14 protein-coding genes are annotated in these 14,538 nt (G+C 41.6%); 2 read left to right on the plus strand and 12 right to left on the minus strand.

Annotation, left to right across the window (positions count from 1 at the left end):
- The 12 genes from DWV68_RS09905 to DWV68_RS09960 form a co-directional block, all read right to left on the minus strand.
- Positions 1 to 897, minus strand: coding sequence for a carbohydrate ABC transporter permease (locus DWV68_RS09905; RefSeq protein WP_118665677.1), 897 nt, complete (start codon positions 895 to 897; stop codon positions 1 to 3).
- Positions 898 to 1,117: 220 nt separating this feature from the next.
- Complete coding sequence (locus DWV68_RS09910) at positions 1,118 to 2,458, minus strand: ABC transporter substrate-binding protein (RefSeq protein ID WP_117697937.1); 1,341 nt, start codon at positions 2,456 to 2,458, stop codon at positions 1,118 to 1,120.
- 123 nt (positions 2,459 to 2,581) lie between these two features.
- The gene (locus DWV68_RS09915) at positions 2,582 to 4,171 is read right to left on the minus strand and encodes a methyl-accepting chemotaxis protein (RefSeq protein WP_118665679.1); all 1,590 of its coding nucleotides are present in this window, start codon (positions 4,169 to 4,171) and stop codon (positions 2,582 to 2,584) included.
- Positions 4,172 to 4,218: 47 nt separating this feature from the next.
- Positions 4,219 to 4,641 carry a hypothetical protein gene (locus tag DWV68_RS09920; protein ID WP_118665681.1) on the minus strand — a complete coding sequence of 141 codons (423 nt, stop codon included), beginning with the start codon at positions 4,639 to 4,641 and terminating at the stop codon, positions 4,219 to 4,221.
- A gap of 209 nt (positions 4,642 to 4,850) precedes the next feature.
- A complete protein-coding gene (rsmI, locus tag DWV68_RS09925) occupies positions 4,851 to 5,693 on the minus strand; it encodes a 16S rRNA (cytidine(1402)-2'-O)-methyltransferase (protein ID WP_117842273.1) in 843 nt (280 codons plus the stop codon).
- Positions 5,694 to 5,732: 39 nt separating this feature from the next.
- The gene (locus DWV68_RS09930) at positions 5,733 to 6,503 is read right to left on the minus strand and encodes a prolipoprotein diacylglyceryl transferase (RefSeq protein WP_118088393.1); all 771 of its coding nucleotides are present in this window, start codon (positions 6,501 to 6,503) and stop codon (positions 5,733 to 5,735) included.
- Positions 6,504 to 6,522: 19 nt separating this feature from the next.
- A complete protein-coding gene (locus DWV68_RS09935; RefSeq protein WP_118173508.1) occupies positions 6,523 to 7,272 on the minus strand; it encodes a tRNA1(Val) (adenine(37)-N6)-methyltransferase in 750 nt (249 codons plus the stop codon).
- Positions 7,259 to 8,170, minus strand: a complete 912-nt coding sequence (locus tag DWV68_RS09940) for a PSP1 domain-containing protein (RefSeq protein ID WP_117842275.1) — start codon at positions 8,168 to 8,170, stop codon at positions 7,259 to 7,261. The genes DWV68_RS09935 and DWV68_RS09940 overlap by 14 nt, the downstream gene beginning before the upstream one ends.
- Position 8,171: 1 nt before the next feature.
- Positions 8,172 to 9,161 (minus strand): DNA polymerase III subunit, encoded by a 990-nt coding sequence (locus tag DWV68_RS09945; RefSeq protein ID WP_118665683.1) that lies wholly within the window; start codon positions 9,159 to 9,161, stop codon positions 8,172 to 8,174.
- 49 nt (positions 9,162 to 9,210) lie between these two features.
- A complete protein-coding gene (locus tag DWV68_RS09950; RefSeq protein ID WP_022244281.1) occupies positions 9,211 to 9,651 on the minus strand; it encodes a YaaR family protein in 441 nt (146 codons plus the stop codon).
- A gap of 8 nt (positions 9,652 to 9,659) precedes the next feature.
- Positions 9,660 to 10,250 carry a guanylate kinase gene (locus DWV68_RS09955; protein WP_022244282.1) on the minus strand — a complete coding sequence of 197 codons (591 nt, stop codon included), beginning with the start codon at positions 10,248 to 10,250 and terminating at the stop codon, positions 9,660 to 9,662.
- Between the two features lie 56 nt (positions 10,251 to 10,306).
- Complete coding sequence (locus DWV68_RS09960) at positions 10,307 to 11,722, minus strand: aminotransferase class I/II-fold pyridoxal phosphate-dependent enzyme (protein ID WP_118665685.1); 1,416 nt, start codon at positions 11,720 to 11,722, stop codon at positions 10,307 to 10,309.
- Positions 11,723 to 12,115: 393 nt separating this feature from the next.
- Here DWV68_RS09960 and DWV68_RS09965 point away from each other — a divergent pair, with 393 nt between their 5' ends.
- Together DWV68_RS09965 and DWV68_RS09970 are read left to right on the plus strand one after the other, a co-directional pair.
- The gene (locus DWV68_RS09965) at positions 12,116 to 12,898 is read left to right on the plus strand and encodes a sporulation initiation factor Spo0A C-terminal domain-containing protein (protein ID WP_118665687.1); all 783 of its coding nucleotides are present in this window, start codon (positions 12,116 to 12,118) and stop codon (positions 12,896 to 12,898) included.
- A 595-nt stretch (positions 12,899 to 13,493) separates the two neighbouring features.
- A complete protein-coding gene (locus DWV68_RS09970; protein ID WP_197420849.1) occupies positions 13,494 to 14,525 on the plus strand; it encodes an ATP-binding protein in 1,032 nt (343 codons plus the stop codon).
- Positions 14,526 to 14,538 lie beyond the last annotated feature (13 nt).

Consider the following 14,538-nt stretch of genomic DNA (forward strand, 5'->3'; position numbering starts at 1 on the left):
TTATGCGACCTCCTTTACTTTAATTTTTGCTTCTCTTTCTTCAAAAATCTTATTTAAAATTACAGTTACTAACAGACAGATAATAATGAATACCACACCGATTGCATTTCCATATCCATATTTGTATGCTTTAAATGCCTGCTGATACAGATAGTTTGCTGCAAATTGTGTACTATTTCCCGGACCGCCATTGGTTAACAGATATACCGTCTCCATCTGCTTTAATGCAGAAATAACAGCCATGGTTACATTTACCTGAATAACCGGCTTCATCTGTGGTAATGTAATCTTAAAGAAGATCTGTATCTGTGTCGCTCCGTCAATTGCTGCTGCTTCATACAATACCGGATCAATATTTTTAATTCCGGTGTAGTAAATTAACATTCCCCATCCAAATCCATGCCAGATTAAGACGATTAAGACTGCCCATATTGCTGTGTCATAATTGAACCAGTTAATATCACCTTTTCCGCCAAAGGCTTTGATAATGTTATTCAGCAATCCAAAATCCGGATTGTAAATGAATTTCCACAGATATGCGATAACTGCTACGGAAATTACATTTGGAATAAAGTATACGCAGCGGAAGAAGTTCTCTCCTTTTCCTCCGAGCTTATCGAGGACTGCTGCTACGATCATTGCCAGCGGATGCTGGATAAAAATAAATCCGATTGCTAAAAGCAGTGAGTTCCGAAGTGATGTTCCAAAGGCTGCATCATGGAACAGATTTTTGTAATTCTCCCACCCAACAAACTGATAAGAGCCCATTCCTGAGTAGTTGGTAAATCCATAATATACACTGAGGCAGATTGGAGCTAATATTGCAAATACAAATAAGAATAACCCCGGAAGTACCAGACTCAGAATAACCCACTTGTTACTGTAAAGTTTCTTCACTATATTTTCCCTCCCTATGTTTTTTCTTTATAAAAATTATAGCAACCGGGCCATGTGGTTTACAGATACCAGTCTTTAGAAAAGGTGTAATATTTTCACATACCTATATATGTTTTTTTCTCCTGCATGCATAAAAAAAGAGGAACCGCAGATTGATCTGCGGCTCCTGATAGGGTATGTAATTAAAAGAATTTGGAGAATGCTATGAAATTAATTTTGTTTACTGGCAGGCTTTTCCGATAGAAGAAAGGAAATCGTCTACGCTCATGCTTCCATTGGAAACACTCTGGATCTCACTTTCAATGCCTGTCTTAAATGCAGATGGTCCACAGTCATTGATTGGGGTTCCGGATACACTTGTTGCATTATTTACTGCATCTACAAACTGCATCTGTAATTCTGTTTCATCACCTGTCATATATGCTGACTGATCCTGTGCAGACATTCCTACACCATTTTCCCAGCCATATTTGGAAAGTTTATCCGGCTGATACATATAATTTAAGAATTTGATTGCTTCATCTTTGTGTTCAGAAGATGCGGATACTCCATATCCACCACCATTCCATGCTGCGATATCTGTTGCAGTTCCTTTTCCACCGTCTACTACCGGCATGGTAAATACACGGATGTTGGTTCTGATATCTTCGTCAATATCTTCATTCAATGCCATGGATGCATCCCAGCTTCCCATATAATACATGGCAGCCTGACCATTGATAAAAAGATTCTGTGCAGTTGCATAATCCTGTGAATCATATCCATTCTGGAATAATCCTGCATCTGCTGTTTCTTTCAGTAGTTCTGTTGCTTTTACAATGCTTGAATCTGTAAAATCACCAGTTGCTACTGCATTGCTTACAATACTGGAATAATCACTTCCTGCTACTTTGTAAAGTAAATCAGATAAATAAACTGCCATTGGCCATCCATCTCCACCATCCATTGCCAGTGGAATATAGCCTGCATCCTTGATTGTTCCTGCTAATTCCAACAGTTCATCATATGTCTTTGGAACTTCCCAGCCATTGTCTTCAAACATTTTCTGATTGTAATAGAATCCGGCAACATCTGTATTTCTTGGAAGTCCATAAAGTTTTCCATCTTTCTTGAATCCTTCTAAGGAACCGGATACGAATCCATAATCATCATAATCTGACTCATTTAATTCTGCAAGTACTCCTGCATCCAACACTTCGTCTAAGAATGCCGGCTGTCCCCAGATACTTACAACATCCGGAAGTCCTTCCATGGAGTATGCTTTGAATTTTGTCTTATAAGCTTCTTCATCCAAAGCTTCTACTTCGATTTTTACATTTGGATTCTCTTCCATGTACTCATCAATAATTTTCTGTTCTACCAGTCCCTGACCATTTTTACGGTCTGGCAGGTTGGAGAATACCTTCAATGTAATTTCATCCCCGCTTGAACTTCCTGCTTCTGCGGATGGGCTCTTCTCGGAACCATCACTACTTGCTGTAGTATCTTTTCCGCCGCATCCTGCAAGCATTGCTGTTACCATTGCTGTTGTTAATAACACTGATACAATTTTTTTCCTCATCATAATACCTCCTTTTTTCAAATGTCTCTCTTCATTTGATGATTCTATTCTAGCATTCACTTTTTTTGAAAAACAGTCATCAAACTTTCAAAAAAGTGCAATTTTTTAATATAATTTTGTTCTTTATACGATAAATTTACCCAAAGTCTCGATTAAACGGCTGGCTCTTTCTCTCAAATTTACAGATGCTTCTTTTAATTCTTTTACTGCACCCAGCTGGGAATCTGCACTCTCATATACTTTAACGGAACATTCTGCCGTTTCCCCGGACACTTCGGAAATGCCTTCTATTGCTTCTAATGTCTCAGAACGGGAGCTATCCATTTCCGATACATTATTGCTGATTGTATCCAATGCAATTAACAAAGAGGCTACCTGCGTATCTATCTGCCGGAAGGACTGCGTCGTCTCTTCTACTGCACCACTTTGTGTAGAAACTATTTCTTCTGCTTTTCGTGCAATTTCTGCCACTTCTCCGGTCTTTTCCACGATTTCTGCTACAATATCCGATATCTGTCCTGCTGATACCAGACACTGATCCGATAATTTACGGATTTCTTCTGCAACTACTGCAAATCCTTTTCCTGCCTCCTGGGCACGGGCTGCTTCAATAAATGCATTCAGGGATAACAGGTTGGTCTGCTCTGCAATCTGGTTAATTGCTGCGACAATCTCATTAATTGCTCTGGAACGTTCTTCCAATTCCTCAATTGCATCAATTACGCTGCGGGTTATCTCTACCGTAGATTCCGCACTGCTGGTCAGTCCCTGTACCGATTGTATGCCAGATTCAATCGTTGTTCCTGCAGAAGATGTAAGATTACTTATTTCCTGTGCATGCAGACTTACATCTGCTATTTTACCAGATAATGCATCCATCTGTGTCAGACAGCTTTCTGCTCCATTGTCAAGTTTATTTACTCCTGTTTCTATACATTCCACTGCCTCCTGTATGTTCTGAGAGGTCTTTAAGAAAGTGCCGGACGCTTCATTGACATAACCTGCTGCTTCATTTAACTGGTTACTCACTTCATTGACATGGACAATCAGTTCCTTTACATGTTCTACGGTATGATTGATTCCTTCACACAAAAGCCCGAATTCATCCTGTTTTCTCGTAGTCAGATGTATCGTCAGGTCTCCGTCTGCTACTTTACGCAGTTTGCGGAGAATATAATGTATCGTTCCGGACATATTCTGCGCAATCATTACGCCAAGTATAAGTGCAACAACGGCAAAACAGATGGAAAGAATTACCGTCAATGTCCGGATCTGTGCTGCTTCTGCCATAATATTCTCTTCCGGCACCAAGGCACATAAAAGTGCATCTTTTTCCGGAATCCGGCTGCTTAGGAAAAGATACTTCTTTCCATTTATCTCTGTCATTGTACTAAATGTCTCATCCTCTGTAGAAAGTGCCTCCTTATAAAATCCGGTGTCATATATCATGGTACTATCCGGAATATTGTCTTCCTGTCCATAAAATTCCTGTCCGTCACTGGTCACCAGCACCGTATAACCGCCGGTTCCCGGATTTAAGGATTCCATGACTTTCCGCAGATAGGAAGCGTCCATATCAATAAGAATTGCACCCTTTTGTGCATTATAATTTTTTACAAGACGGATGCTATAGGTACTGCTATCTAATCCAAGTACTTCATCCGCTTCTTTATCCTGCCCGAATATCAGCCAGTCAGTGGAATCTGCTGCCATTTTCTGTCCCTGTTGTGTTTCTACATATTCCGAATATCCGGCACTGTTTACCGGATTTGTATTATCGGAAATACTTTTTCCACCCTCTGCCAGAAAACAATTCCACTGACTTTCTCGTCTACCACTGTCTTTGTATTTACTTCATCTGTAACCTTTTTCTTCTGGCTCTTTTCCTCTGAATCTGTATACATTCCGGAAATGTATTTCTGCATCTCTGTATCCGTAAGATACCGCTTGAATTCATCTTCCTCACTAGATACTGCAAGCCCGATGCACTGCTGCATCATATTTATGGTCTGCTCGACCGATTCTTTATACTTGCTTACAATTGCGTATGAAGATTTGTTATAGGAAACCAGCCCCAGTATAACGATTCCGGCTACCGGAACCAGAAATCCCAAAATCAGTTTCATCGCAATCGTCTTGTAAAAAGGCAGTTCCTTTTTTTCTTTCTGATCTCTTTTGTGCATACATAATCCTCCTTTTCTTCCCTTTTAAAGTCACCCTTTTCCCGACACTTTCTCCATTATCTGGTTGATATTATTTATCGTATCATTGACTTTTTATAAAAAATAGTCGAAAGCTTTTTAAAAAAGTGGATTATTTTCATATTACACAAAAATGGGACAATGGCTGCTCTCTGTCCATTGTCCCTTATATTGGTTTCCTGTTATTCTTCCTATTCTTTTAACAATGCCTGATAGACATCCCGCTTACTGATGCCGCGGTCCTTTGCCACCTGCTTCATGGCTTCCTTTCGTTCCATGCCGGAAGCCTCATAATGTGCCATATGTTCCTCGATGGAAAGGCTCTCCCAGGCTTCTCTTGCTTCCTGCTCCTTTGTCTCAAATGTCTTTCCAGAAATAACTAAAACGTACTCTCCTTTTGGTTCGTTGTCCTTATAGAATCTTATGACATCTTCGAATGTCGTTTTTGTCGTGTTCTCATATCGTTTGGTCAGCTCCTTGCAGACCGTTAATTCACGGTTTCCAAGAACTTCATAAAGCTCCTTTAAGGTCTTTAGAAGATGGTGTGGTGCCTCATATACAATCATGGTTCGGCTCTCCTGCGCCAGCTCCTCTAAGACTCTGGCACGTTCTTTTTTATCCCTCGGAAGAAATGCCTCGAAAGCAAATCGTCTGGTGGGAAGTCCCGACATGGTCAATGCAGTAATGCAGGCTGCCGGTCCCGGAAGGGAAGTTACTTCGATGCCATTCTCATAACAGATTCGAACCAGTTCTTCTCCCGGATCTGAAATACCCGGTGTTCCGGCATCTGTTATCAGGGCAATATTTTTGCCTTCCTGTAATTTCTCTACCAGCTTGTATGCCTTTTCAATTTTGTTATATTCATGATAGCTGGTCATCGGTGTCTTAATCTCAAAATGATTTAAGAGCTTAATGGAATTTCTCGTATCCTCTGCCGCTATTAAATCTACTTCCTTTAAGGTACGCAATACCCGGAATGTGATGTCCTCTAAATTTCCAATGGGTGTTGCACACAGATACAGTTTTCCTGCCATAATCTATCCTCTTTTATTTAAGTGGTATTATATATCTTCTTACTCCGCTTTCTTCGCATTTTCATAAATGCGCGGCAACATCTGATAGAGTATGATGCCTGCTGCCACAATACCAATGGAAATAAACTGGGAAGTAGAAAGGAATCCCACGCTTCCGCGGTAATCACTTCTTAAAAATTCCACACCAAATCTTCCGATTCCATAGAACATTAAATATAAGGATGCCACTCTGCCTTTTTTCGGCTTACGCTTTGCATAAGCAAGCAGCATCAGGCAAATCATGAAGTCTCCTGCAGATGAAATAAGCTGTGTCGGTATCAGCTTGACTCCATTTGGAGCATAGTCGGAATGGGTAAAGGTGATTCCAAACCAGCTGTCCGTTGCTTTTCCGTAACAACAGCCTGCAAAGAAGCATCCGATTCTTCCAAAGCCCTGTGCCAGTGCTACTGCCGGCATAACAAGGTCAAAGTATTCGATGAAAGATACCTTCTTTATCCTGCAGTAAAGCCAGGATACTAAGATTCCTCCAATAATTCCTCCATATACTACATAACCGTTTTTAAAGTCCCAGAGAATGGATGGGTCTTTGATAATCTCCGGAATCTCTACAATATAATAAAGCAATCTGGTTCCCACCAGTCCGCCGATGATGGCACACCAGAAGATTCCATAAAGGATATCTCCGCTTTTTTCCATTTTCATCTTTTTCCCACGGTAATAACACATCGCATATGCGGCTAAAAATCCAAGTCCAATCATCAGTCCATACGTATGAAGTGTCAACGGTCCAATTGTTATCTCATTAAACATATGTCTTTCCTTTCTTTCATTACAAATCATAAATCTCATATATTTCATCGGTGTATACATTCGGTTCCTTGTATACAATCAGCGGCTTCTCCACCGTCATACGGGAACGCCCGCCTCTGCAGCCTTCGATAAGTACCATGTTCGGCTCCCGGTCTGCATATGGATATACCAGCCGCATCCGCTTTGGCTCGATGCGATGCTCATGCATACAACAGATGATTTCCGTCAGACGAAACGGACGGTGTACCATAAAAAAATGTCCCCCCGGCTTTAGTATTCTCGCACTCTCTCTCATAATATCCGTAAGATTGCACAATATTTCATGGCGGGCAATTGCCTTTGCTTCCTCCGGATTCGTAAGACCGTGCTGTCCTATCATATAAGGCGGATTTGTGGTTATAATATCAAAAGAAGATGCCCCAAAGATCTTCGAGGCATCTTTTATATCTCCTGTTACGATATCGATTTTATCCGTCAATCCATTTAACGCAACGCTTCTTCCTGCCATGTCGGCACTGTCCGGCTGAATCTCAAGCCCGGTAAAATGCTCTCCGGGAGTCTTCGCCTCTAATAGGATAGGAATCACTCCCGTTCCGGTTCCAAGGTCTAACACTCTCTGTTTCGGCTTTACCTTTACAAAAGCACTTAAGAGTACCGCATCCATTCCAAAGCAGAACTGCTTCGTATCCTGAATGATACGATAACCCTTGCGATTCAGCTCGTCCACACGCTCATCCGGTTTTAATTGAATCTCATTACTTGACGTCATTAATCTTAGACTTTCCTCCCTTATCCTCTAAGGCTTCCAGCTCTTTCATCTCTTCCGGAGAAAGTTTGATATTGTCTCTGCGTCTTCTTGGCTTGAACTTCAGCTCTTTTACCTTATATTCCCGAAGTTCTTTCTCATCATTTACTTCGATTAAGACCTTCACCAGCTGACGCAATACGTTAATGCTCTGTACTTCACCTTTACATCCATCAATTGTGGTAACGGTATCACCCACATTCGGAAGACGGCTGTTTAAATATTCGTATGTTTCAGCCTCATTTTTCAGACAGCACATCAGTCTGCCACATACACCGGAAATCTTAGTCGGATTTAAGGACAGGTTCTGCTCCTTTGCCATCTTAATGGATACCGGAGCAAAATCAGCCAGATAGGATTTACAGCATAATTCTCTTCCGCAGATTCCAATTCCGCCTAAAATCTTGGTCTCGTCTCTCACTCCAATCTGGCGCAGCTCAATTCTGGTACGGAATACTGCTGCCAGATCTTTTACCAGTTCACGGAAATCAATTCGTCCGTCTGCGGTAAAGTAAAACAGAAGCTTATTGTTATCAAAGGTATACTCTGCTTCTACCAGCTTCATTTCAAGCTTATGCTTTGCGATTTTCTCAAAACAGATTTTGTATGCTTCTTTTTCTTTCTCTTTATTTCTCTGCTCGGTCTTATCGTCCTCCGGTGTTGCCACGCGGATGACCGGCTTCAATGGCTGAACCACTGCTTTATCGTCTACCTCTTTCGGGGCAATCAGCACGGTTCCGTACTCTATGCCACGGGCAGTCTCCACGATAACATGGCTGCCTGCCGCCATCTTTGCTTTACCCGGGTCAAAATAATATATCTTTCCGGCTCTGCGGAATCTGACTCCAACTACTTTTGTCATTCTAATTCTCCTTTATTGTCAGCAGCAACAATTCCATCACAAGGTCAAAGTTGACATTTGCCGTAAGGCGCACCTTTGCCTTTTCCAACGCTTCTAATATTGCTTCAATTCCACTGTAGGAACTCTTGCTTGCCTGCTTCTTTATGTCATAGACTTCATCCTTAAATATCAGTCCATTTACATCTGTTGTTGCTTTATATAATAAAATGTCCCGAAACCAGATCATCATGATATCAAGATAATCGTTGATTTCCATTTTATATTCGTTAATCTGTTTGATGGCTTCCTTAAATTCATAAAGCTCAATCTCATGGATTCGCTTTAATAACTGCACGGCTGCAGCTTTCAGCTCCTGAAAATCATCCGAAGATGCCAACGCCATTGCCTTTCCCACATTTCCCTGGGCAAATGCCACACACACATCCGCCTGATAATCCGGCACTTTACAGTGTTCCATCAGATATTTTCTGATTTTATCATCGGAAACTACCTTAAGGTTCAATACCACACACCGGGAAAGAATCGTCGGTAAAAATGCATCCGCATTGGTAGTCAGCAGAATGATAACCGCATATGCCGGCGGCTCTTCGATGGTTTTTAACAGTGCATTCTGCGCCTGCTGGTTCATTTTCTCTGCTTCATCTACAATATAAATCTTATATCTGCTGCTGTATGGCTTCACATCTACATCATTTACAAGCTGGCTGCGGATATCTGCAACGGAAAGCGTATTCGGCTTCTCATGTGTGACATAAATGATATCCGGCTGGTTGTGGTTCACTGCCTGCTTACAGGAATGGCACTCCATGCAGGGCTCAATGTCGTACTGTTCACACTGCAGGGTCTGGGCAAATGCCTCCGCCAGCATTTTCTTGCCGGATTTGTCCGGTCCGTTCAATATATATGCATGGGATATTTTATCCATTTTTATTGCATTCTGTAAATGCTCTATAATCTGTTCATGTCCAATGATTTCTGCAAATCCTGCCATGTGCGCTCCTTTCTCCTGAAGCTTCCTGCTGTCTTAGGCTGCCCTGTTTTTACGTGAAAATATCCAACAATAATCCTGCAATTTCCCCGATTTTATCCAATATGGTAATGTGGTCCGACTCATCCTTCACCAGCTCTTCTGCCAGTTCGTCTAAGTTCTTATCCACCAACTTGACGATTCCATAGACACGATGACGGCCTTTCCGGTCGAGAAAGTTCTCTCTGGAAAATTTATGGGAACGGGTTACGACTTCATTTAAGAAATCCTTCACCAGTCCGCGGTATTTCTTCATGTCCCGGATGTCCATATGCTGTGCAATAAGATTACCCTGCTTGGTAATGTCATCTAAGAGGCTGTTCAACCGCTGCTGAAGCTCCTGCTCTTCGATTGCACTGGTCAATGTAAATTTAAAGCTGCCGTCTCCGGTGTCTACCGGCGTGGTTCCGGTGGTCTGATTCACCGGTGCAGTGTCGTTTACTCTAATCTCCATTTTATCACCTATCCATTATATGATAGCACAAAAGCTGCAATTTCCTCTACTGTCTTTTGCAGATTATCATTCTCAAAATGTCTGGTAATTCCTGCCTTTTCCAATGCTTCTTCTGCAAAATCCGCATCATCTGCAAGAAATCTCCTGCAAAGCTCTGTATACTTTGGCTTATCCTGCATCCGCTCCCGGTCCAATGCCCGCTGCAGACGTAAACCATCTTCTACTTCTATATATATCGGTACGATTGCGTCTTTTCCATAATAGGCACAAAGCTGTGTATACACGGCAAGGGTGCCAATCAGAAGATAACTGTGCTCCGACAGATTGACCTGCCCGTCTGCAATTGTGGCATAGCGCCAGATTCCGTATATAGTATCATATGCGCGCTGCTCTATGACTTTTCCTTCTTTTTCGAGATTCAAAAGCCTTTGTTCATCAATAAAATGATACTCTACGCCCTCCGTCTCGCCGGCACGGATCGGCCGGGTAGTATATGGTACAATCGTCTGAAGCTGCAACGCTTTCTCATCCCGCAGCATCTTATATATGGTATCTTTTCCTGTTGAGCTCTTGCCCATCAGGCAGAAAATCTTTCCCATGTGTAAATCTCCTGTTTCTACGGTTTTGCCGTCTGTTTTCTAGTATAAAATAATTTTCAGGAAATGACAACTTTTATCTTTCCGTCCTCAGTCACGCCATGAATACGAAATGCATTCTCCCGGCAGGTTTTTATCACTGCCACCGCCTCTTTGGAAATCTCTTCTCCCGGCACCAGCATCGGGATGCCCGGCGGGTAAAGATAGACAAATGCTCCTGCCGTCTTGCCAACACTTTCCTTCAGCCCCATTTCCGCTGTCTTTGCATCCTGTGCTTCTGCAATGGATATACGGACCGTCCGCTTTGCATAGGCTTCGGTCAGAAACTGCGGCGTTATTGTTCTTCTTGCTGCGGCTTCTTTTTTATCAATTTCTTCCAGTGCCGCATACAGCCGGTCAAAACCTTCCTCGCTGTCAAAAATACTGGTCATTGCCAACGCATAATCTCCCTGACACATCTCTAACTGCAAATGGTATTTCTCCCTGAGCAGCTGATACAGCTCTTCCCCGGAAAGTCCGGCTTTCGTGGCACGGAGTACCAGCTTCGACGGGTCTTTGGCAAAGCCTTCTGTCTCTTTTAAATCCACTTCTCCCATGACTTCCACATTAGAAAAATGGGATGCTTTTTCATAAAAGTCTTTCATATGCTTCTCATATGCATCAAAATACTTCTCTTTCTCTTCCGTCAGCAGACGCACACATTCATCTATACTGGTCAAGAATAAGTAGGATGGAGAACTGGTTTCATAGATATTTAAGAACCACTCCAACCGTTCCTTATTTATATAAGAAGAATTCCAATGCAGAATTGCAGTCTGTGTAGGTGCCGGAAGCGTCTTATGCAGGCTCTGGATTACCACATCTGCTCCCAGTGTAATAGCTGATTTTGGGAAATACGGATGAAAACCAAGATGCGCACCATGAGCTTCGTCCACAATCAGCGGAATCCCATGCTGATGGGCAATTTCTGCTATTTTTTCTATATCTGATACGATTCCATCATAGGTTGGTGATGTAAGAAACACAGCCTCAATACTTTCATCCGCTTCTAATGCAGCTTCTACCTGCTCCGGCAGTATTCCACCCTGTATCCCGAATTCTGTAAAGACCGGATAGAGATATGTCACCTGCAACTCTCTTAAATATGCTGCATGATATGCTGCCTTATGGCTGTTTCGTGCCATCAGAAGATGTCCCTTTTTCGGTAATGCGGCACTGAGTGCTGCTAAAATACCGCAGGTACTTCCATTTACCAGAAAGAAAGAACTCTTTGCGCCCCATAATGCGGCTGCCCGCTCCTCGGCTTCCTTTATGATTCCTTCTGCGGCATGTAGATTATCAAATCCATCTATTTCTGTAATGTCATATGTATAAGGATTGATGTCACAATCCAGTCTCCGCTTATGTCCCGGCATATGAAGGGGATACATATCAGAGGATGCAAGTTTACATAATTCATCTTTTATATATGTCATGGTTCACCTGGCCTGTTATTATGGTTTCATACTCTTTGAATAATAGCTGATTTTCTAATTGATATTGCTATTTCTATAGTACGGCTTGAGGCAGGAAAAGACAAGGGATTTTTCCCTCCAGAAACGACTTTCGGGTGACCGCTTTGAAAGCAGCCACCCGAATCTATATGATAACTTTACACAACTCAAATTTTTTATCGATACTCCTTACTGGGTAGTTTACCACTTTTTTCCAACACAAACTTTATGCTTTTGTTGTTGGTTTTCGTTGGTTTGTATTGTTTTTTGTTGTTTTAAAGGGGTTTTTGAGATATAATAAGCTTAATTTTAAAGATGCCTTGTGAAATGTTATTTTATTGAAACGATATATGAGTAAATCAGGAGGACTTGTACATGGAAAAAACACTCCACATTTTATTAATCGAAGATGATATGAACACCTGCAATCGTATTTCAAACTATATTGCAACTAAAGATAATATGGATTTAGCCGGCGTCACCAATAATTCTTATGTTGGCATTCAATATGTACAGAATACACTTCCTGACGCTGTTATTCTTGATCTGGAATTGCATCATGGTGGTGGAAACGGACTGTTTTTCCTCTCTGACTTAAATAAACTGGGCTTAGAGAAAAAGCCTTATATTCTTGTCACTACTTACAACTCCAGCAAAATCACGCTGGAATCTGCCAGAAGACTTGGTGCTGATTTCATTATCGGCAAATATGAAGATTCTTATTCTCCGGAATCTGCTGTTGATTTTCTCGAACAGCTTCTTCCTATGATTGAAATGACAGAATCCACATCCAATACTTCTTATATGAAAGATAATCAAAAAGATTTAGAGCAGGGACTTATCCGCAGAATCCACCGGGAACTGGAGCTCATTGGTATCAGTCCAAAGGTTGTTGGTTACAAATATCTGACCGATGCCATTATGATAACAATTGATGGACCGACCACAAACATTTCCCAGATTCTTGGTAACAAGTATAAGAAGAGTAATTCCAGTGTGGAACGTGCCATGCAGAATGCCATTAACCGCGCATGGAATTCCAATGACACCGAAACTCTTCTTACCTGCTACACCGCCCACATTAATCCTGACCGCGGAATGCCTACCATTAAGGAGTTCATTTACTTTTACGCGGAAAAGATTACGGATGGACGTTAATGTTTGATAAACTGCTTGATAAAATCTAATAACCAATCCATTTCTATTCCTCCTTTTCAAAAATGTAAGGAGATTATAGAAAAATTCGGAACATTTCTTAGGTTTAAAATCGGGTTGGTTTTTATATGATTTTTAATACATTTATATGAGGTATTGTATGATTCAAAATATAATTCGTTGGTTCTTTGACCTTTTATGTTGCTACTATTTATATTTTAAATTATTAAATTTTAAACTTTCGCAAAAGAAATATGCTATTCTTCTTTCTTTTATATTCATTGGTGAAGCTTTCCTATTTAATTTTATCAATGCATGTCTGCCTCTATTTGCAATCCCTGTCTTTGTCCTTTTAAATGCTTTTATACTTACTTTGGTAACTAAGATACAGCTTACATTAAGTCTGCTATCCTTTACCATTTCTCTTAGTGTAAATTTCATTTTTCTTGCAATTTCAGGTGTTCTTATAGGATTCGCACTATTACCCTTCTTTTATGGAAATTACAACCTGCCATATGCTCTGATTCAAATTTCAGGTGGACTTCTTGAATTGCTCTTAATATTCCTTCTTTTCAAAATCAAAAGGCTCCGCCGCGGCATGCCATTTCTCTATCAAATCGGCTCTTCTGCCACAGGTTTTATCTTAAGCTGTTTTATTCTGCTCATTGTTACCATAATCAGCTTTTATGATTCCATTCCTGACATGCAGTTCCTCTTTCTCCTCATCGCCCTTTTCCTGATTGGACTTCTGCTTTATTGCTGGTGGCGGTTCCGGATTACCCGCGACTACCGGGAGAAGCTGCGGCAGGCGGAGCTTAGGGCTTTACAGAATGAACTCATTGAGAAAGATAACCGCATCCGGAAATTAGAGGAAAATAATGATGCCCTGGCTAAGATTATTCATAAAGATAACAAGCTGATTCCGGCAATGGAGCTGGCTGTCTGCGAATACTTAGAAACGGAAGCTACAGACGATGATACCAGAAAGAAGGGCGAACAGCTTGCCAGCGGGTTAAAGACCATGGCACAGGATCGGAAAGGTACGCTGAACTCCTACCGCCATGATGAACACACTCTTCCGGTGACCGGGGTCTGTGTTTTAGATGCGCTTTTTACCTATATGCAGCAGCGTGCCCTGGCACAAAATATCAACTTTTCCCTGCATATCACAGGCAATATTGTAAAAATGGCGGAAGATATCATTTCCGTGGAAGACCTTTCCCACCTTCTGGCGGATTTGCTGGAAAATGCCATGATTGCCATTGGTGATAATGAGGTGCGCAGTCTTTCTGTCTGCCTTTGTCATGACGAAGATACTTCCACCCTGGAGATTTCTGACAGTGGGAATGCCTTTGATGTGCAGCTCTTTGAGGATTTTGGTCAGACCCGGCACACCACCCATAAGGACAGCGGCGGCAGCGGAATCGGTCTTATGGACATCTGGAAGATAAAGAAACAATACCGTGCATCCCTGCACATCATTGAATATACGCCGGGAACTTCCACATTTACGAAAAAAATTTCCCTGGTCTTTGACCGGAAAAATCACTATCTGATTCAGACCTACCGCCGTAATGAAATTGAACGGGTACATATGCGAAATGATATGTTTGTTTTACAGTCAGACTGATTTATGTTATGAT

Origin of the sequence: Roseburia sp. AF12-17LB (assembly GCF_003479605.1) — a bacterium.
Lineage (GTDB): Bacteria > Bacillota > Clostridia > Lachnospirales > Lachnospiraceae > Roseburia_C > Roseburia_C amylophila.